Raw genomic sequence first — 17526 nt, forward strand, 5'->3', positions numbered from 1 at the left:
CTGATCAGCGTGACCGCCCGGTCAGGGTCGATGCGTCATCCGACTGCCGGACGGCCTTCACGGCCAGGAGCTCGCCGATCTCCTCACGGCCGAACCCCAGCCCGGACAGGACTTCCTCGGTGTGCTCCCCGATGCCCGGCAGCATCAGCCGTGGCCCCCCGCCGGCCTCGGGCCCGCACCGCACAAGCGGGCCGATCTGCTCGAAGTGGCCCCAGTCGGCCGTCTCGTACGACGCCACTCGACCGAGTTGGCGGTTCACCGGATCGTCGAGAACGGCGCGCCGGAAGGCATCCCGGTCGAGCGGCTCGATGAGCTCGGCGAGGAGTTCCAGACGTCGCAGCCGGTCGACCCACTCGACCGCGGGCGCAGTCGCGAACACGTCTTCGAGGATCATCTCCGCCTGGCGCGCGACGGAGTCGGTGGCGCCGCCGCGCAACGGGGCATACGTCGAAGGGAGCGACCTGGTCTCGGAGAGGGACGCCAGCCGCAGCCACGCCTCGCCGTCCGGTACGACGAGCGCGAACCAGTTGCCGTCGCCGCCCTCGTAGATGCGGTACCCGGGCCCGTATCCCGTCTGCCGTGCGTCGAGCTCGGGACCGCGCACGAGTTCGCCGTCGCGCTGGAACACGCCGCTGTGCATCAGCATCCCGGCGCCCAGGAGACTCGTCGTCACACGCTGTCCCCGACGGCCCGCGGCGCGGGCGTACAGGCCGGCCAGGATGCCGATGGCGGCGACCCACCCTCCGGACATGTCGATGGGTATCCACGTCGCCGCCAACGGGTCGTTGCCGGCGCCGCCGATGGCCCGTTCGAGCCCGGTCACCGCCTGCATGAGCGCGTCGTTCCCCGGCAGGGCGGCCCGGCGGCCGGTGGTGCCGAAGGCGCTGGCGTGGCAGTACACCGCGTCCGGGTTCAGGCGGGCGACCGTCTCCTCGTCGATGCCGAGCCGTTCCGCCACTCCGACGCGGAAGTTGTGCAGGACGACGTCGGCCCACGTCAGCAGCCGCTCGACGACGGGACGCGCTGCCGGTGCGCCGATGTCCAGTGCCAGGCTGCGCTTGCCTCGCTGGCACGCTGCGACGGCATACGCCGCGGCGCGCATCGCCTCGCCGTCGGGCGGCTCGACCTTGACGACGTCCGCGCCTAGGTCGGCGAGTACCTCGGCGGCGAGCGGTCCGGCCACGAACGCCGAGAAGTCCACGACGCGAAGACCGGCGAGGAGGCCCGACGTCGCCGAGCCCGGCACGGCACGGGTCACCCCCCGCGCGTCGTCCGGCGGCGCCGGCCGGCTCTCGGCCCGCGGCGCGGCGCCGAGCGGGGACACCGAGATCGGCGAGCCGAGCACGACGTCGTGGTGGCCCGCGTCCGACCGCGGTAGCGCCAGCCCGGTCTCGGCGAGATGGGGGTCGGCCAGCGCCTCGCCGGGGCCGAACACGGGCTCGCACGCGACGCCCGCATCCCTCAGGCGCCGGATCCAGACGTCGCGCGGCCGGGTCGCGAAGAACGAGACCCATCGCGCGGCACGCTCGCCGAGCTTTCCGGTCATCTGGTCGGTGTAGTAGCCGTCGGCGCTCGGCTCGTCGCCGAGGACCTCGATGAGCGAGCGGTACATCCCCTTGCCGCCGAACCACACCTGGATCAGCTCCTCGTCCGCGCAGCGGTACAGGAAGTTCGGGAACGTCGACCCCTTCTCCCAGTAGCCCTCGATCTCGGGTGCGGCGCGCTCCGACCGGCCGATCATGCAGCCGAGCGTGGCGAGCATCCCGTCGTAGAGGGAGGTCTCCGCCCAGCCTCCGGCTCCCGTCTGCGCCCGGCGGCGCAGCAGCGCGAGCACCGAAACGGTGAGCAGGGAAGCCGTGCCGATGGCGGACGCCCGGACGTCGACGAAGACCGGGCCGGGCCGGTGGCCGTCGAGCTGGGTGCAGAGCCCGGCGTACGCCTCCACCAGCAGGCCGAAGTCCTCGACGGTCCCCTTGGACGTCCGGCTGGGGCGGCACCGGGCGTAGACGAGTGACGGGTTGGCCGTCTGCAGATCCTGGTAGCCCAGGCCTCGCCCTTCGACGAGGGTCTCCGGCCCGTACACCAACGCGACATCCGCGTCCCGGAGCAACGTGAACGCCTCGTCCGGGTCGTCGGTGGCCACGATGCGCTTGTCGCGGTGCCATGCCCGGCCCCACGGCAGGTCCTCGTCGATGGGCATCGCGGCCGTGCCCACCACCCGGACGACGTCGGCGCCGAGGTCGGCGAGGAGCATGCCCGGTACGCCTCCGGCCAGTCCCAGACCCAGGTCGCTGGTGCCGGCCGCGAGTTCGACAACCGTGAGGCCCGAGCAGGGCAGTCCGGCGACGGGAGTGCTCATTGGAGGATGATCCCTTCTGCAGCCCTTTCGGCGGGTTGGTGAACCTCCGGTCAGAAGCCCTGGGGCATCACACGGGAGTCGGTACGGACAGGCGCGGCAACACTTCCTCGGCAGCGAGCGTGACCACCTCGAGCGTGTCGTCCGGTGCGGCCGGCGAGATGACGAAATTCCGGACGCCCGCGTCGACGTACTCCTGGAGGCGTGCCGCGACCTCCTCCGGCGTACCGGCCGGGGCGATGCGGTCGAGCATGGCGCTCGGCTTGTCGCCGTAGGCGCCGCCGATGAACGTCGCGACATCGTCGCGGGCGCGGCGGCCGTCGCGGCGGATCGAGCAGTACAGGTACATCATCCACTCGAAGCCCGTCATATCGCGCCCGATGGCCCGCGCCTCCTCCTCGATGGCGCGCACAGAACGGGCGTATGCGTCAGGCGACATGAGGTACGGCATCCACCCGTCACCGAGACGAGCCGCGCGGCGCATGGCCGGCCGCTTGCGACCCGACACGATCAGCGGCGGGCCTCCCGGCCGCATCGCCGGCGCGGCGGCCCCCGGCGGCCGAACCGGCCGGAGCTCGAGATCGTCGAAGTGGAAGAACGTGCCGTGGTGGCTGACCGGCCGCCCTCCCCTCCACAGCGACCGGAGAACGTCCATCGACTCGTCGGTGCGCGGACCGCGCTCCCCGACCGGCACGCCGACGGCGTCGAACTCGTGGCGGAACTCACCGCCGACCCCCACACCGACCGAGACCCTGCCGCCGGAGCGGGAATCGAGGTCGGCGAGCTGCTTGGCCACGATCACCGGGTGGTACAACGGCAGCAGGAGGATGGCGGTGCCCACCCGCACCCGCTCGGTCCACGCGGCCATCAGGGCGAGACGGGTGATCGCCTCCCCGGTCGCGCTGGGCGGCAGGAGGTGGCCGCCCTGCCAGACCGATTCGATCGGGAGACGTTCCACGGCGGCCAGCCAGTCCCGATCCGGCTCCGGTATCGCTGCCGCCCCCAAGATGATGCGATCGCCTGGCAACCCGGCTCCTTCGACGAGTAGCGCGGTCCGGCGCCGGACGACGCCGCTCGCACGAAGATAGCAAAGGCTCACTTTCTACGATAGGCACAGCAGGCAGGGACCGTAGAGGGCGTTCACTCATTAAGCTTGGTTCGCAGACCCTGAACCGAGCGCGGGAGGCAGCATGGAAGAACGGCTGATGTACCGGCGGGAGTTCTTCATCGGGGGCGAGTGGGTGGCCCCCGCCGGCAGTGACCGACTCCGCGTCGTCTCACCGTCGACGGAGGAGGTCGTCGGCGAGGTCCCGGTGGCCGCGACGGCGGACATGGACCGTGCGGTCGACGCGGCACGCTCGGCGTTCGACGAGGGCCCGTGGTCCCGTATGACGCCGGACGAGCGGGCCGCCGTACTCGCGCGCGCCGCGAGCATCCTGCGCAAGCGCGAGGCCGACATCGCAGGCGTCACCGTGGACGAGATGGGCTGCGCCATCAGCCAGGCGCCCAAGGCGCAGACCGGAATGGTCGCCTCACTGTTCGACTACTACGCGGAACTCATACGCACCTACGAGTTCGAACGCGAGGTGGCCGCCGGCGATCACACGGGACTGGTGACGAACGAACCGGTCGGGGTGATCGCGGCCATCGTCCCCTGGAACGCGCCGGTCACCTTGGCCAGCTGGAAGTCCGCGCCGTCGCTGGCGGCAGGGTGCACGGTGGTCGTCAAGCCACCGCCCGAGGCGCCCCTGAGCAACTTCATCCTCGCCGAGGCGCTGGAGGAGGCGGGCGTACCGCACGGTGTGATCAACGTCGTCCCGGGTGACCGCGAGGTCGGCGAGCACCTGGTGACGCACCCCGGCATCGACAAGGTCGCGTTCACCGGATCGACGGCCGCCGGCAAGCGGATCATGACCCTCTGCGGCGACCAGGTGAAACGGGTCTCTCTCGAGCTCGGCGGAAAGTCGGCGGCGATCATCCTCGACGACGCCGACCTGGCCACTGTCGTCCCGGCACTCGTGAACGGGGGGATGCACCTCTCCGGACAGGTCTGCGGCGCACACACCCGGATCCTGGTGCCCCGGTCACGGTACGCAGAGACGGTCGAAGCCGCCGCGGCCGCGGCGTCGGCGGTACCGGTCGGTGACCCCCACGACCCGTCGACCCTGGTCGGACCGCTCGTGGCGGAACGCCAACGGGACCGGGTCGAGGGCTACATCGCCCTGGCCGTCGACGCCGGCGCACGAGTGGCGGCCGGCGGCACCCGCCCCGCCCACCTCCCTAGGGGCTGGTACGTCGCACCGACGATCCTCGCCGACGTGGACAACTCCATGCGGGTGGCCCGCGAAGAGATCTTCGGGCCGGTTCTGTGCCTCATCCCCTACGACGACGAGGACGAAGCCGTGCGCATCGCCAACGACTCGCCGTACGGGCTCGCGGGCGGGGTGTGGACCGGCGATCCGGCACGAGGACTCCGGGTCGCCCGGCGGATGCGCACCGGCACCGTTGCGATCAACGGCAGCTACCCCCCGTTCCCGCTCGTGCCGTTCGGCGGGTTCAAAGAGTCCGGCCTGGGTCGCGAACTCGGCCCCGAGGGACTCCAGAACTTCCTCGAGCCCCGCAGCATCGGGCTTCCGGCATCTCTTCGCTCCACAACACCACGCCCCTGAGCGTGGTGAGTTGACGGACACGCGCCGAACCACTGACTGGTTGAGCGCCGGCACGAGCCGGACGACGCACTCGTCTAGAAAGTAATCACTCACCCTGTTACGGTGCGCTCACCGCACGGTGTCCGCACGCCCGACCTTGTGGGGGAAGCGATGGAGGAGACCACTTCGAAAGCCGGCCCACTGCCCGACGACTGGTGCTCGGATCACTTCGATCATCTGTCTCCCGAACTGGCCGCGACGATGCCGGACACGATGGCGCGCATGCGCGAGCTGTGCCCCGTGGCCCACAGCGAGGAGCACGGCGGCTTCTGGGTGGTGACGCGCTACGAAGACGCCCTCAACGTCGCCCAGCACTGGGAAGCGTTCAGTTCCGCGCACGGCCTGAGCGTCAATCCGTCGCCGACGGTCGTGCGCAACCTTCCGGTCGAGGCGGATCCACCGGAGCACCGCATCTACAAACGCCTCATCAATCCTTTCTTCACCCCGGCCGCCATCGCCCCGCGGGAGCAGTCGACTCGCGACCTCGTGACGCGCCTCATCGACGGTTTCATCGAGGACGGCTCCTGCGAGTTCATGGACGCTTTCGCGCGGCCGTTCCCCAGCCTGGCCTTCTTCGACCTCGCGCTCAACGCCCCCGCCGATGACCTCGAGCGGGTCGCGTACCTCGCATCGAAGTCGTCGACTCCCGACGATCCTGAAGCGCGCGAGTGCTGGCTGGGCCTCTACCACTGGATCAAGGAATTCCTCCGGCAGCGGCGCGAACAGCCGCCTTGCGGCGACGTCGTCGACGCCGTGCTGAACGCTCAGGTGGATGGGCGCCCCATCAGCGACGACGAGGCCATCGGCACGGTGCAGTTGCTCATCCTGGGAGGGCTCGAGACCACGGCCGGTGCGCTGGGACTGATGTTCAACAGGTTCTGCAACGAGCCGGAGATCCCTGCCCTGCTGCGCCAGAAGCCGGAGTTGATAGCGAGCGCCGTCCAGGAGTTGCTGCGGCTGGACCCTCCGTTCGTCTCCGTCGGCCGCACGGCAGTGCGTGACACCGAGATCGGCGGCTGCCCGGTCAAGAGGGGCGAGAAGGTTCTGATCCACTGGGCCTCGGCCAACCGGGACGACACGGAGTTCTCCGACCCCGACGCCTTCGAGCTCGGCCGTGAGCAGAACCGGCATCTCAGCTTCGGCGCGGGCCCGCACCGCTGCGCCGGCTCGCACCTCGCCCGCCTCAACCTCCGGATAGCCCTGGAGGAGCTGCTCCGGCGTCTGGAGGACATCAAGCTGCAGGAGGGCACGGAGATGACGTACCACCGCGGCCTGACCCGTTCGCCCGTCAGCTTGCCGATCACGTTCACGCCCGGTCCGCGTCTCGGTTCGACGACCTCATAGCGGCTGCGAAGGCTCCGCCGGTGAGTACGGGAACCGCCGAGCAGGCGTCCAGCTCGGTCGCGACGGCACCGTCGTCGGCCTGCTGGGCTACCGGCAGCTGCCTCCCTCTCGGCGGCGGCAGACACGCTTCACCAGCGCTGCGGCTCGGTGCCGACGATCGCTTCCGACGGCCTGCCGTCCACGCCGACCGGCACGTCACCCGTCAGCATCACCCGGTGCATCACCCGCGGATGATCGAGGTGGGCGGTGTCGCCGGGGGCCAGATGGATGGTGGACCGGTTGTCCCAGAAGGCCACACTGCCCGGCTCCCACCGGAAGCGGACCGTGTACTCCGGCCGGGTCGCCTGCTCCAGCAGCATCTCCAGCAGAAGCCGGCTCTCCGCACGCGAGACGTCCTGGATCTGCTCGACGTAGTAGCCGTTGACGAACAGCACCCGCTCACCCGTCTCCGGGTGCACCCGCACCAGCGGATGCACCGACGCGACCTGATGGTCGAGCAGATGACGCACGTACGCGTCGTCACCCGGCCGCGCCTGATAGCCGACGCCGAGCCTGTGTTCGGCCCGCAGCCCGTCCACGAACTCGCGTACCGGCACGGACAGCCCCGCGTACGCCGCCGCCAGATTGGACCAGGTCGTGTCACCGCCGTACGGGGGAACGGTCTCGGCACGCAGGATCGTGGCGGCCGGCGGGTCGATACGGGCTCCGTGATCGCAGTGCCAGCCCCGGAGCGGAGTGTGGCGGCGCCGCTGCAGCCACTCGGTGTGCTCCATGCCGTAACGCCCGCCCAGCTCGAGCCGGTCGGCCGTCGTCTCGACCTCGGGAACGTCCGGCGGCGACGCACTGCCGCGCCGCCTGAGGACGACGGGTTCACCGAACCGGCGTGCGAAGGCCACATGCCCGGTGTGGTCCAGACGCTGTCCGCGGAAGAAAACGACCTTCCAGCGCAGCACCGCCGCCCGGATCGCCGCGACCACCGCCTCGTCCAGACGATCCGCCAGATCGACTCCGGTGATCTCCGCTCCGATATGACCCGCGACCGGCTTCACCTCGACCCTGGCCACCCGCGCCGTCTCCCCCGTGGCGGCCGGTGACGCCCCGCTCGCCGTACCCCGGTCCGTCGTCATGCGCGCTCCGATCTCCTCGCGTGCCGCCTGCTTCTGGGAGAGCGTGACAGTCTTGGTCGAACACTGCGACAGGGCCTCGCCTCTTGCGTGCCGCGTGTCGCACCGCCGGCAGGCGTCGCCCGAACCACAGGCCGGCGAGGCGGGTTGTGGTGTCCGGGGCCATGTCGGCGGCCCGGTGCGACTTCTACAGTCCCGCGGCATGACCCCCACCAGAGCCGCAACATCCCGATCCCGTGGAGGACTGGTGGCCGTGCTGGCCGCCCTCCTCTGCGTCCTGTTCCTCCCTGCGCCGCAGGCCTCCGCCGCGTCCGTCGAGGAGGTCACCGGTTTCGGCACCGACCCGGGTGCGCTGAAGATGTTCCGCTACGTCCCCGACGGGCTGCCCGCCGGCCGGCCCGTCGTCGTGGCCCTGCACGGCTGCACCCAGAACGCCGCCGGATACAGCACCGGAAGCGGCTGGACCGAACTCGCCGACCGCTGGGGCTTCTCCATCGTCCTGCCGCAGCAGCAGACCGCCAACAACGCGTCGTCCTGCTTCAACTGGTTCCAGACCAGCGACATCCAGCGCGGTCAGGGCGAAGCCGCCTCGATCGCGCAGATGGTCGACCGGCAGCTCACCGACGTCTCGGGCGACGCCTCCCGCGTCTACGTCACCGGCCTCTCCGCGGGCGGAGGGATGACGGCCGTGATGATGGCGACGTACCCGGAGAAGTTCACCGCGGGCGGCGTCGTCGCCGGACTGCCGTACGGATGCGCGCAGGCCGCCGCATCCCCGTACGTGTGCATGTACGTCGGCGCGACCCAGACCGCCCAGCAGTGGGGCGACCGGGTACGGGCCGCCCGGACCGGGTACACCGGCCCCTGGCCCACGCTGACGGTCTTCCAGGGGACGTCCGACTACACGGTGAAGCCCGTCAACATGACGGATCTGATGAAGCAGTGGACCGATGTGCAGGGTGCGGACCAGACCGCGGACCTCAGCGACACCGTGGCGGGCTACCCGCACCAGGTCTTCCGGGACCCGGCCGGGAAGGCTGTCGTGGAGACGTACAGCATCACCGGCATGGGCCACGGGCAGCCCGTCGATCCGGGCAGCGGTACCGAGCAGTGCGGCACCGCAGGCGCGTACATCCTCGACGTCAACATGTGCGCGGCCTATCGGCTGGGCCACGCGTGGAACCTCGGCTGAGGCAGGCCGCCAGGCGCGCACCCGGCCGTCCGGACGCGCGCGACGAGGCTCGGACGATGGGTGACGGCCGGGCTCAGCCGGCGAGCAGAGCACGCAGCCACTGATCTTCTCGCTGCTCGGTGTATTCGGCGTCGCCCCGCCAGGCGTCGCCGTGGCCTTCCGCCCAGTGGGTCGCCCAGGGCTGGTTGCCCTGGGCGGCCTGGTCGCGCAGGAAGTCGTACATGGCGCGCGTACGGCGGCCCAGCAGGGGCACGAGGGCACGCCGTTCGGCCTCGTCGAGCCCGTAGGCGTCGGCGAAGGTCCGCAGGCGTTCGCCGGCGTCGGTGCGCTGCCAGTGGGGATGCGCGGACAGCGGGATGAACCCGTGCATGGCATAGGCGACATCCCACAGGCGCGAACCAGGCGCCGCGGTGTCCCAGTCGATGAAAGCCCATTCGTCGTCGCCGCCGGCCACGAGATTCCACGGAGCCATGTCCTGATGGGCGATGATGTCGGCTCCCTCTGCAGGGACGAGCACCCGCCACTGGGCGTCGGGCGGTGGCGTGAAGCCGTTCACGGCGTCGTGGAAGTCCCTGATGAGACGTGCGACGCGAGCCAGCCGGGGTGCGGGCTCCAGCAGCGCGAACCGGTCGGGCCAGACCACGTCGCCCGGCATGAAGGTCAGCACCTCCCGACCCTTTTCGTCGATGCCGAGGGGGCGAGGGGCCCCTCGGAAGCCCGCCTCGTGGAGATGGGTGAGCAGTGCGTGCACTGCCGGCGTCCATGGTCCCGCCGGGCGGCGGACGGTATCGCCGACGCGGACGACACCGTCGCTGACGTTTCCTCCGGACAACGGCTGCTCTTCAACGTGCTGCATGGAGCCAGGATGGCAGCCCGAGCTTCTGGCGATCATCCCAATTACCCCGAGACCGAAGCCTGTTGCCGTCCTCTACAGTCATCGGGGTGACTGAACCCTCCTACCTCGCCGCGGTCCGGGAATCCTACGACACCGTCGCTGCCGACTACACCAGACTGGTCAAGAGGCCGGCCGAGCTGGATCCGTTGTCACGCGCGATGCTGACCGCGTTCGCCGAGGTCGTACGGGCGGCCGACCGTGGACCGGTCGCCGACGTGGGGTGCGGCCCCGGCCTGGTGACGGCGCACCTGGCCGAACTGGGGTTGTCCGTGTCCGGTATCGACCTCTCGCCGAAGATGATCGAGCTGGCCCGGCAGGCCCATCCGGGCCTGAGCTTCGAGGTGGGGTCGATCACCGCGCTGGAGATCGCGGACGACACACTGGGCGGCATCCTGGCCTACTACTCCGTCCACCACACGCCGCCGGAGTTGTTGCCGCTCGTGTTCGCCGAGTTCCACCGGACGCTCGCGCCCGGCGGCTGCCTGATGCTGGTCGGCCATGCGGGAGACCATGAACATGTGCGACCGACACAGGCGTACGGCGGCCATCCCGTGTCGTACGAGTCCTACCTGCTGCCGCCGGACCGGATCGCCGAATTGCTGTGCCGGGCCGGGCTCGCCGTCACCTCACAACTGGTCCAAGCGCCCGCCGAAGGCATGAAGAGAACGATCGCCACTTTTCTGGCCTGCAAGCCCGACCGGCCTTGAGCGGCGCGGGAACTCACCCGCCATCGCCCGGCGGCTCGGCAAGCTGCCGTAGCTCCATCCGGAGGAACGTGCCGTCACCGGTCGGCCGCGCATCCGGTCCCCTGGCACGTCACCCGTAGCGTGGGCGCCGTCCCGGCCGGGGTCGCCGGGTCGGCGGGGCTTCCGGAGTCGCACATCATCGAGCGCCTGCAGCCTTGTTGTGCGTGCGTACGAATGCAGGCTCGGGGTTGTTGTTACAAGTCCGCATCCAGCACGGGGAGGTGTGGGCAGGGCGGCTGGATGTGTGCATGCCGGAGCCGGTGAGGGCTTGCTGTCGTTCCCGCACGGGTCGTTGTAGTGGTCAGTGGTTGTCAGGGCCACGCGGCGGTGACTGTGTGCCCCACGAAACAGACGGTTACGGAAATGTCCGCTTTTGGAAACATGAAACGTCATGGCGGTGTTCAGCGGGGGCGTGGCTCCACAGTGATGGTCCTCGGCCCACCGGGTCGAGAGCCGAACCGCACGGCCGACTCGGGGACGGGTCGCCCTGCATGACTTGAGGGAGCATCACTTGTCTGCTTCTGCCATCGCCCGCCGGTTCACGGCCGCCGCGCTCGCCGCCGGCTGCCTGCTCGGCGCCGCCACGGTCTCGGCCGCCGCCGACGACGCCCCGGGCCGTCACCACCGCGCCCCGAACTCGTCCGACGACTACCCCGGCCGTGACCACCGCGACCCGTTCCCCTCCGACGGCCGTGACCACCGGGACCCGTTCCCCGGCCGTGACCACCGCGATCCGTTCCCCTCGAACGGCCGTGACCACCGGGACCCGTTCCCCTCTCATGGACGCCCCGGCCGCACGCCGTACTCCGCGGTCGAGATCAGAGATGTCCAGGCCGACAGCCCGGGCTTCGACGACGGCTCCAACTGGTCGCTGAACGGCGAGTGGATCGAGATCGCCAACACCTCTCGCCGGAGCGTCGACCTGTACGGCTGGACGCTGCGCAACGAGGACGGTTTCCGCTACCGCTTCGGGTACCTGCGCCTTGCGGCCGGATCCACTGTCCGCGTCCACACCGGCATCGGCCGTGACACCCGCTCCGACGTCTACCTGGACAGCCGCCGCTACGTGTGGGACAACCGCTCCGACACCGCGGCCCTGTACGACGACGCAGGGCGTCTCGTGGACATCGTGTCGTGGGGCCGCCGCCGCTGATCCGCGGCGGAGGCACCAAGAAGTCCGGATGAGGCTCGCATCCGAGGGGAAACTCTGGGCGCATTCGGGCTGTGCGTGACGTCGGCCTCCAGGACCCGCCGGGGTCCTGGAGGCCGTACGCATGCCGGATGTCCGCCTGCCCGGATGAAGGAGGCGGCTCAGGCGACCTCTACATCGTCTCCATCTTGATGTACCGCCAGGCCTCCGGTGCCTCCGCGACGACGAGCGCCACCAGGGCAGCGGCCGCGACTCCCGCAGCGATACGCACCACAGTCGCCGGAATGAAAATGCCGTTCCTCATCTCGGACCTACCTCGCCTCTCGCACGTCGGCGGCACAGCCGGGGCGCCGTGGACGCGACGCGGCCCGGTTGCCCGCCAGGACCTGTGGGAACGCTCGATGCCCGTCCTGATTGCAGGCTGACACGGGCGACGAGCGGCTGCAAACAGGACGTTCCCCATCCGGGACCCGTCAGGGCCACGATCATGGTGTGCCGCCGGCCCGTTCCTTGCGTACGAAACCCGCCCTCAGGGCGTGGTAGGGCGCGTCGGGACTGAAGAACGTCTGCCACATCCGTGCCAGTTCTTCTTCACGGTAGGCGAGAAGGGGCTTCACGGACTCGTCGCGGCCCCGTGTCGCTTTCTTCTCCCCCACGCGCGCGTGCAGGCGCGCCGAGGAGGCGAGCCGCGCGGCCGTCCGGGCGACCTCGTCGCCGAAGTCCTCCGGCCCGCAGTGGAGCACGTGGTCGACGAGTCCGATCCGCTGAGCACTGGCCGCGCTCACCGGCTGTGCCTCTCCGGTCAGCCGCTCCGCCTCCGCTGCGCCGACCCGGCGGGGCAGGGTGTAGGTCCAGTACTCGGATCCGTACAGTCCCATGAGCCGGTAGTGCGGATTGAGGACGGTGCCCGCCCTGCACCACACCTCGTCCGCCGCGAGCGCCAGCATCAGCCCGCCGGCCGCGGCGTTGCCGCCGATGGCGGAGACGACCAGCCGGTCGGTGGTCGTCAGAACGGCCTCCACCAGGTCGTCCATGGCGTGGATGTTCGCCCACGACTCCGCCGCTGGATCGGCGGCGGCCTCGATCACGCCGAGGTGGATGCCGTTGGAGAAGAAGTCCCTGGTGCCGCCGAGTACGAGCACGTCCGTCGGACGGGAGCAGGCGAAGCGGTACGCCGCAAGCAGCCGCCGGCACTGGTCGGTGCTCATCGCGCCGCCGGGGAAGGTGAAGCGCAGGAACCCGACTGTGCCCGCCTCGTCGTAGCGGATCTGCGCCCAGGTGCGGTGCCGGGCGGGCGGCCAGAGAGGGCACGGCACCTCGGGGACGTGGGCCAGCCGTTCGCCCAGCGCGTGGACGGCCGGGAGTTTGAACGTCTTCGGGCCTCCTGGCCTCCGCTTCGGGCGTACCTGCGGGATCCACACCGCGCCGTCGGCGGTGGCGCGGCAGATCGCGCCGTCACGGGTGGCGAGGACGTCCCCGGGCCGGCCGCCGAGCCGGTCCTCGGGGTGTCCGCCGTGCAGATACCATTCGCCGTCGAGGAACGTGTCCAGGACTCCCGGCTGTGAATCGGCCGCGCGCAGCTTGCGCAGCACCGTTTCGGACGAGTCCGACGGCCAGTCGATGCGCCGAAGGTCCTGGCGCAGGTACGGACGTGCGCCGTGCTCAAGATGCTCGAGGCCGGCGTCCGCGCGCTGCGTCCATGGAGTGAAGGTGCGCGAGGCGAAGCGGTCTACGGCGAGAAGGACCGCTTCGACGGCGGCGTCGGCGGCCTCGCCGCGGTACAGGTCGCTCTTGCCGACCCCCGGAACCGCGAAGGGCACCGAGGCCCAGACCGGGCCCGCGTCCATCTCCGCCTCGGCCTGCAGCACCGTCACGCCCCATCCCTGCCGGCCTTCCTGCAGCGCCCAGTCCAGCGACGAGGGCCCTCGGTCACCGGGCGGCCCCGGGTGCACGATCAGGCATGTGTGACCGGACCACACGTCTTCGGGAATGGCGGTGGTCAGCATGGGGGCGATGACCAGTTCCGGTTGATGTCGTCGCACGGCCTCCCGCACGGAGGCGTCGTCGCGCACCGGCTCCACCGCGACCCGGTGTCTGCGGTCACTCAGTTCGGCGAAGACCCGCTGCGTCAGACTGTTGAACGCGCTCGCGATGAGCAGGATGTGCATCACGCCTCCTGAGCCGGTGCCTGTTGGACGTTCGCCGACGCCGCCACCGCGTCGGCGCGTGCCTCTTCATGCCGTGCCGCTGTTCGCCGAACGGTCTGTGATGCTCTACGCAGGGCGCAGTACGCAGACCGTGGCGCGCCGGTGTCTCCGGGTGCTTGCGCCGCCCGAGGGAAATCGGGTCCCTCGCGTGGTCACGTCCCGTGGGCGCGGGCGGCGGATGCCTAGCGTGGCGAGCCATGCATGAACTGTCGCTGGCGGCTGCCGTCGTCGAGGCCGCCGAGGCCGTCGCCCTGGAGCACGGGGCCGCCTCGGTGGAGTCGGTGCGGTTGCGTGTCGGCGAACTGGCGGGCGTGGTGCCCGACGCGCTGCGTTTCTCGTTCGAGCTCGTCGCGGAGGGCACCGTACTGTCCGGGGCCGAACTGCTGATCGACGAGGTGCGCGCGGTCGCTCGCTGCGGCGGCTGTAAGTCGGAGTTCACCGTGGGTTCGCCTCCCCGGATGCAGTGCCCTACGTGTGCGCGAGCCGCGGTGGAACTGCTCACGGGACACGAGCTGGAACTGGCCGTCGTACAGCTCCCGCAGTCCCGTGCGTGTACGGCCTTCAGGGAAGCGTGACAGGAAAGCGAGCCCGAGATGTGCCGAATCATCGATGTGCGGCAGGCCGTTCTGGCGAAGAACGACGGTCTGGCGGCGGATCTGCGCGCCGACCTGGCCGCCCGCGGAGTCTCCGCCGTCAATCTGCTCTCCAGCCCGGGCAGCGGCAAGACAGCCCTCCTCGGCCTCGTGCTGCGCCGGGCCGTCGAGCACGGCGTCCCTGTCGCCGCGATCACCGCCGACCTCGCGACCGAGAACGACGCGCGGCGGCTTGCCACGTCGGGGGCCCCGGTGAAACAGGTGCTCACGGGCGGGCTGTGCCACCTGGAGGCGGACCAGGTGCGCGGCCACCTGGACGGCTGGCTGCCGGACGGCACCCGGGTGCTGTTCGTGGAGAACGTCGGCAATCTGGTCTGCCCGGCCTCCTACGATCTCGGCGAAACGCTCCGGGTCGTGCTGATGTCGGTGACGGAGGGCGAGGACAAGCCGCTCAAGTACCCCACGGCTTTCGGCCTGGCCAACCTGGTGGTCGTCACCAAGACGGACATCGCGGAAGCGGTCGGATTCGACGACCGTGCCTTCACCGCACACGTCGAGCAGGTCAACCCCGGCGTCGAGGTGCTGCGCACCTCAGCCCGCAGCGGCGAGGGCGTGCCATCACTCCTCGACCAGGTGCTCGCCGTCCGCGACGGGAAGCCGCCGCACCGGCCGGTCCTCGCCGCACAGCACTCCCGCCGTCACGGTCACGATCACGGCGTGCATCGTGCCCCCGCGCACGACATCACGACCGCCGGCACGCTTTGAGATCGGGATGATCGAGGTCGGCGGCATGAGCACTGCGACGGGAGCGGCTACGACGGGCCGCTCCCCTGCGAGCACCACGACTGCGGCCGTTCGGCGCCGCGTCGTGGTGCAGGGCGTCGTACAGGGCGTGGGTTTCCGCCCCTTCGTCCACCGGCTCGCGACCGAGCTGCGGCTCTCCGGGTTCGTGAGCAACAACGCGCAGGGGGTGCTGACCGAGGTCGAGGGGAACCCCACGGCCGTCGAGGAGTTCTGCCGCCGTCTGCGCGAGGAGCCGCCGCCTCTGGCGGCGGTCACGCACGTGGCGTACGAAACCGTCGCCACGCTCGGTGTCGAAGGGTTCGTCATCCAGCCCTCCGAGCGGGGCGATGGGCGAACGCTGATCCCGCCGGACACCGCGCCCTGCGCCGACTGTCTGCGTGAGTTCGCCGATCCCCGGGATCGCCGTCACCGCCATCCGTTCATCACGTGCACGCACTGCGGCCCCCGGTTCACCATCATCACCGGGCTGCCGTACGACCGGGCGACCACCACCATGGCGCCGTTCCCGATGTGTGCGGACTGCGCGGCGGAGTACTCGGATCCGGACGACCGCCGGTTCCACGCCCAGCCGGTGGCCTGCCCGTCCTGCGGTCCGCGGCTGACTCTCGTCCCCGCCCCGGGCACCGGGATGGCGCCCGCCCGCGGAGAGCAGGCGGTGGCCGAGGCCAGGCGGCTGCTGGCGCGGGGAGCGGTCCTGGCCGTCAAGGGCCTCGGCGGCTACCACCTCGCCTGCGACGCGTCCGATCCCGCCCCTGTCGCAGCGCTCCGCCGGCGCAAGGAACGCGGCGGCAAGCCCTTCGCCGTCATGTGCGCGGATCTGGACACGGCCGGGCGACTCGCCCGTATCGGCCCGGGTGAACGCAGTGCCCTGGCGAGCCCCCGCCGCCCGATCGTGCTGCTGCGCCGCCGCGCGCCGGGCGCCTCGCCGCAGCTGGCCGAGGGCGTCTGCCCCGGCAGCCCGGACATCGGCGTGATGCTGCCCTACACGCCGCTGCACCAGCTGCTGTTCGGCCTCCACGGTGATCCGCCCGGCCCTCGGGTACTGGTCATGACCAGCGGCAACCGTTCGGGTGAGCCCATCGTGACCGACGACCGGGAGGCACTGACCCGCCTGGCCGGTCTGGTGGACGCCTGGCTGTCCCACGACCGTGCCATCGAGGTGCCGTGCGACGACTCCGTGGTACGAGTGCGCGACGACGGCAGCGTCGTCGTGTTCCGCCGTTCCCGCGGCTACGCGCCCGCACCGCTCACCCTCCCGGTTCCGGTGCGGCGCTCCCTGGCCGTCGGCGGGGACCTGAAGAACACCCTGTGTCTCGGCGAGGACCGCACGGCCTGGTTGTCGCCCCACATCGGCGACATGGCCGACCTCGCCACCGTACGGGTCTTCGAAGCGGGTGAGCGGCGCCTGCGGATGCTGACCGGGGTGACGCCCGAGCTGCTGGCGGCCGACCGGCACCCCGGCTACCACTCGGCGCGCTGGGCCCGGCGCCACGCCGCGGGCCGCCCGCTGCGGCTGGTGCAGCATCACCACGCGCACATCGCATCGGCCATGGCCGAGAACGGGCTGCCCGGCACCGAACCGGTCATCGGCGTCGCTTTCGACGGGACCGGCTACGGCGACGACGGAGCGGTCTGGGGCGGGGAGGTGCTGCTGGCCGACTACGACGGCTACCGGCGCTTGGCGCACCTGGCGTACGCACCGCTGCCCGGCGGCGACGCGGGGGTCGGCAACCCGTGCCGCATGGCCCTGGCACAGCTGCGCGACGCCGGCATCCCATGGGACGCGGACCTGCCCTGCGTCACAGCCTGCTCCCCCGACGAACGCCGCCTGCTCGAGCAGCAGTTGGACCGCGGTCTGGCCTGCGTGCCGACCTCCAGCATGGGACGGCTGTTCGACGCGGTGTCCTCGCTGGCGGGGGTGTGCCACCGAGCCGGGTACGAGGCCCAGGCCGCGGTGGAACTCGAGGCCGCCGCCGTGCAGGCGTACGCGGATCACGGGCCCGCGTACACCTTCGGCCGGCGGCGAAGAACCTCCGGCTCCGGGAACGTGATCCTCGATCCCGCGCCCGTCCTGCGCGCGATCGTCGACGACCTGCGGCGCAGCACCCCTGTCCCGGTCATCGCCGCACGCTTCCACAGCTCGGTGGCGGGAGCCGTGGAAGCGGTCTGCCGGCTGGCCCGCACAGAGACCGGCGTACGCACGGTCGCTCTCACCGGGGGCGTGTTCGCGAACGCGCTGCTGGACGAGGAGTGCTTCCGGCGCCTGGGTGCGGCCGGCTTCACGGTGCTGCGCCACCGGGAGGTCCCACCGGGCGACGGCGGCTTGGCCCTCGGCCAGCTCATCGTGGCGGCCCGCACCGGCGGGGGTCCCTAGCCAGGAACCGGCTGCCGCCGGTACACGACTGAA

Annotated in this window: 14 protein-coding genes; 8 read left to right on the plus strand and 6 right to left on the minus strand. The window is 71.0% G+C overall.

The annotated features are described in order from the left end of the window. Nucleotides 1–4: 4 nt before the first annotated feature. Nucleotides 5–2359, minus strand: a complete 2355-nt coding sequence (locus ACWD4J_RS33645) for a CoA transferase (protein WP_451399274.1) — start codon at nucleotides 2357–2359, stop codon at nucleotides 5–7. Nucleotides 2360–2426: 67 nt separating this feature from the next. Beyond that, the gene (locus ACWD4J_RS33650) at nucleotides 2427–3383 is read right to left on the minus strand and encodes an LLM class flavin-dependent oxidoreductase (protein ID WP_451399275.1); all 957 of its coding nucleotides are present in this window, start codon (nucleotides 3381–3383) and stop codon (nucleotides 2427–2429) included. Nucleotides 3384–3546: 163 nt separating this feature from the next. On the opposite strand from ACWD4J_RS33650, the gene ACWD4J_RS33655 reads away from it, so the two are divergent. Continuing rightward, nucleotides 3547–5025 carry an aldehyde dehydrogenase gene (locus ACWD4J_RS33655; protein WP_451399276.1) on the plus strand — a complete coding sequence of 493 codons (1479 nt, stop codon included), beginning with the start codon at nucleotides 3547–3549 and terminating at the stop codon, nucleotides 5023–5025. Nucleotides 5026–5175: 150 nt separating this feature from the next. Further along, complete coding sequence (locus tag ACWD4J_RS33660; protein ID WP_451399277.1) at nucleotides 5176–6408, plus strand: cytochrome P450; 1233 nt, start codon at nucleotides 5176–5178, stop codon at nucleotides 6406–6408. A gap of 128 nt (nucleotides 6409–6536) precedes the next feature. On the opposite strand, the gene ACWD4J_RS33665 is transcribed toward ACWD4J_RS33660, so the two are convergent. Beyond that, nucleotides 6537–7535 (minus strand): TauD/TfdA dioxygenase family protein, encoded by a 999-nt coding sequence (locus ACWD4J_RS33665; protein ID WP_451399278.1) that lies wholly within the window; start codon nucleotides 7533–7535, stop codon nucleotides 6537–6539. Nucleotides 7536–7734: 199 nt separating this feature from the next. Here ACWD4J_RS33665 and ACWD4J_RS33670 point away from each other — a divergent pair, with 199 nt between their 5' ends. Then, entirely contained in the window at nucleotides 7735–8724 is a 990-nt protein-coding gene (locus ACWD4J_RS33670; RefSeq protein WP_451399279.1) for an extracellular catalytic domain type 1 short-chain-length polyhydroxyalkanoate depolymerase, read from the plus strand. Nucleotides 8725–8797: 73 nt separating this feature from the next. Here ACWD4J_RS33670 and ACWD4J_RS33675 read toward each other — a convergent pair whose 3' ends face one another. Then, entirely contained in the window at nucleotides 8798–9580 is a 783-nt protein-coding gene (locus ACWD4J_RS33675) for a phosphotransferase enzyme family protein (RefSeq protein ID WP_451399280.1), read from the minus strand. Nucleotides 9581–9666: 86 nt separating this feature from the next. On the opposite strand from ACWD4J_RS33675, the gene ACWD4J_RS33680 reads away from it, so the two are divergent. Then, nucleotides 9667–10326 (plus strand): class I SAM-dependent methyltransferase, encoded by a 660-nt coding sequence (locus tag ACWD4J_RS33680; RefSeq protein WP_451399281.1) that lies wholly within the window; start codon nucleotides 9667–9669, stop codon nucleotides 10324–10326. Nucleotides 10327–10876: 550 nt separating this feature from the next. Then, nucleotides 10877–11518, plus strand: coding sequence for a lamin tail domain-containing protein (locus ACWD4J_RS33685; RefSeq protein ID WP_451399282.1), 642 nt, complete (start codon nucleotides 10877–10879; stop codon nucleotides 11516–11518). Nucleotides 11519–11687: 169 nt separating this feature from the next. On the opposite strand, the gene ACWD4J_RS33690 is transcribed toward ACWD4J_RS33685, so the two are convergent. Beyond that, nucleotides 11688–11819, minus strand: coding sequence for a DUF6893 family small protein (locus tag ACWD4J_RS33690; protein ID WP_451399283.1), 132 nt, complete (start codon nucleotides 11817–11819; stop codon nucleotides 11688–11690). A 181-nt stretch (nucleotides 11820–12000) separates the two neighbouring features. Beyond that, nucleotides 12001–13683 carry a hydrogenase maturation protein gene (locus ACWD4J_RS33695; protein WP_451399284.1) on the minus strand — a complete coding sequence of 561 codons (1683 nt, stop codon included), beginning with the start codon at nucleotides 13681–13683 and terminating at the stop codon, nucleotides 12001–12003. Between the two features lie 236 nt (nucleotides 13684–13919). Here ACWD4J_RS33695 and hypA point away from each other — a divergent pair, with 236 nt between their 5' ends. The 3 genes from hypA to hypF are packed head-to-tail and all read left to right on the plus strand — an operon-like array spanning nucleotide 13920 to nucleotide 17493. Then, nucleotides 13920–14297: a hydrogenase maturation nickel metallochaperone HypA gene (hypA, locus tag ACWD4J_RS33700; RefSeq protein ID WP_451399285.1), complete on the plus strand. Its 378-nt coding sequence runs from the start codon at nucleotides 13920–13922 to the stop codon at nucleotides 14295–14297. An 18-nt stretch (nucleotides 14298–14315) separates the two neighbouring features. Next, nucleotides 14316–15080 carry a hydrogenase nickel incorporation protein HypB gene (gene hypB, locus ACWD4J_RS33705; RefSeq protein ID WP_451399286.1) on the plus strand — a complete coding sequence of 255 codons (765 nt, stop codon included), beginning with the start codon at nucleotides 14316–14318 and terminating at the stop codon, nucleotides 15078–15080. A 25-nt stretch (nucleotides 15081–15105) separates the two neighbouring features. Next, nucleotides 15106–17493 (plus strand): carbamoyltransferase HypF, encoded by a 2388-nt coding sequence (hypF, locus tag ACWD4J_RS33710; RefSeq protein ID WP_451399287.1) that lies wholly within the window; start codon nucleotides 15106–15108, stop codon nucleotides 17491–17493. Nucleotides 17494–17526: the final 33 nt, after the last annotated feature.

It is taken from the genome of Streptomyces sp. NPDC002577, assembly GCF_053594815.1.

What these genes read in the sequence shown, in the direction of transcription:
- ACWD4J_RS33655 (WP_451399276.1), top strand. Translation starts at nt 3,547, where the DNA reads ATGGAAGAACGGCTGATGTACCGGCGGGAGTTCTTCATCGGGGGCGAG.
- ACWD4J_RS33690 (WP_451399283.1), bottom strand. Translation starts at nt 11,819, where the DNA reads ATGAGGAACGGCATTTTCATTCCGGCGACTGTGGTGCGTATCGCTGCG.
- ACWD4J_RS33660 (WP_451399277.1), top strand. Translation starts at nt 5,176, where the DNA reads ATGGAGGAGACCACTTCGAAAGCCGGCCCACTGCCCGACGACTGGTGC.
- ACWD4J_RS33665 (WP_451399278.1), bottom strand. Translation starts at nt 7,535, where the DNA reads ATGACGACGGACCGGGGTACGGCGAGCGGGGCGTCACCGGCCGCCACG.
- ACWD4J_RS33695 (WP_451399284.1), bottom strand. Translation starts at nt 13,683, where the DNA reads ATGCACATCCTGCTCATCGCGAGCGCGTTCAACAGTCTGACGCAGCGG.
- hypF (WP_451399287.1), top strand. Translation starts at nt 15,106, where the DNA reads ATGAGCACTGCGACGGGAGCGGCTACGACGGGCCGCTCCCCTGCGAGC.
- ACWD4J_RS33645 (WP_451399274.1), bottom strand. Translation starts at nt 2,359, where the DNA reads ATGAGCACTCCCGTCGCCGGACTGCCCTGCTCGGGCCTCACGGTTGTC.
- hypA (WP_451399285.1), top strand. Translation starts at nt 13,920, where the DNA reads ATGCATGAACTGTCGCTGGCGGCTGCCGTCGTCGAGGCCGCCGAGGCC.
- hypB (WP_451399286.1), top strand. Translation starts at nt 14,316, where the DNA reads ATGTGCCGAATCATCGATGTGCGGCAGGCCGTTCTGGCGAAGAACGAC.
- ACWD4J_RS33675 (WP_451399280.1), bottom strand. Translation starts at nt 9,580, where the DNA reads ATGCAGCACGTTGAAGAGCAGCCGTTGTCCGGAGGAAACGTCAGCGAC.
- ACWD4J_RS33670 (WP_451399279.1), top strand. Translation starts at nt 7,735, where the DNA reads ATGACCCCCACCAGAGCCGCAACATCCCGATCCCGTGGAGGACTGGTG.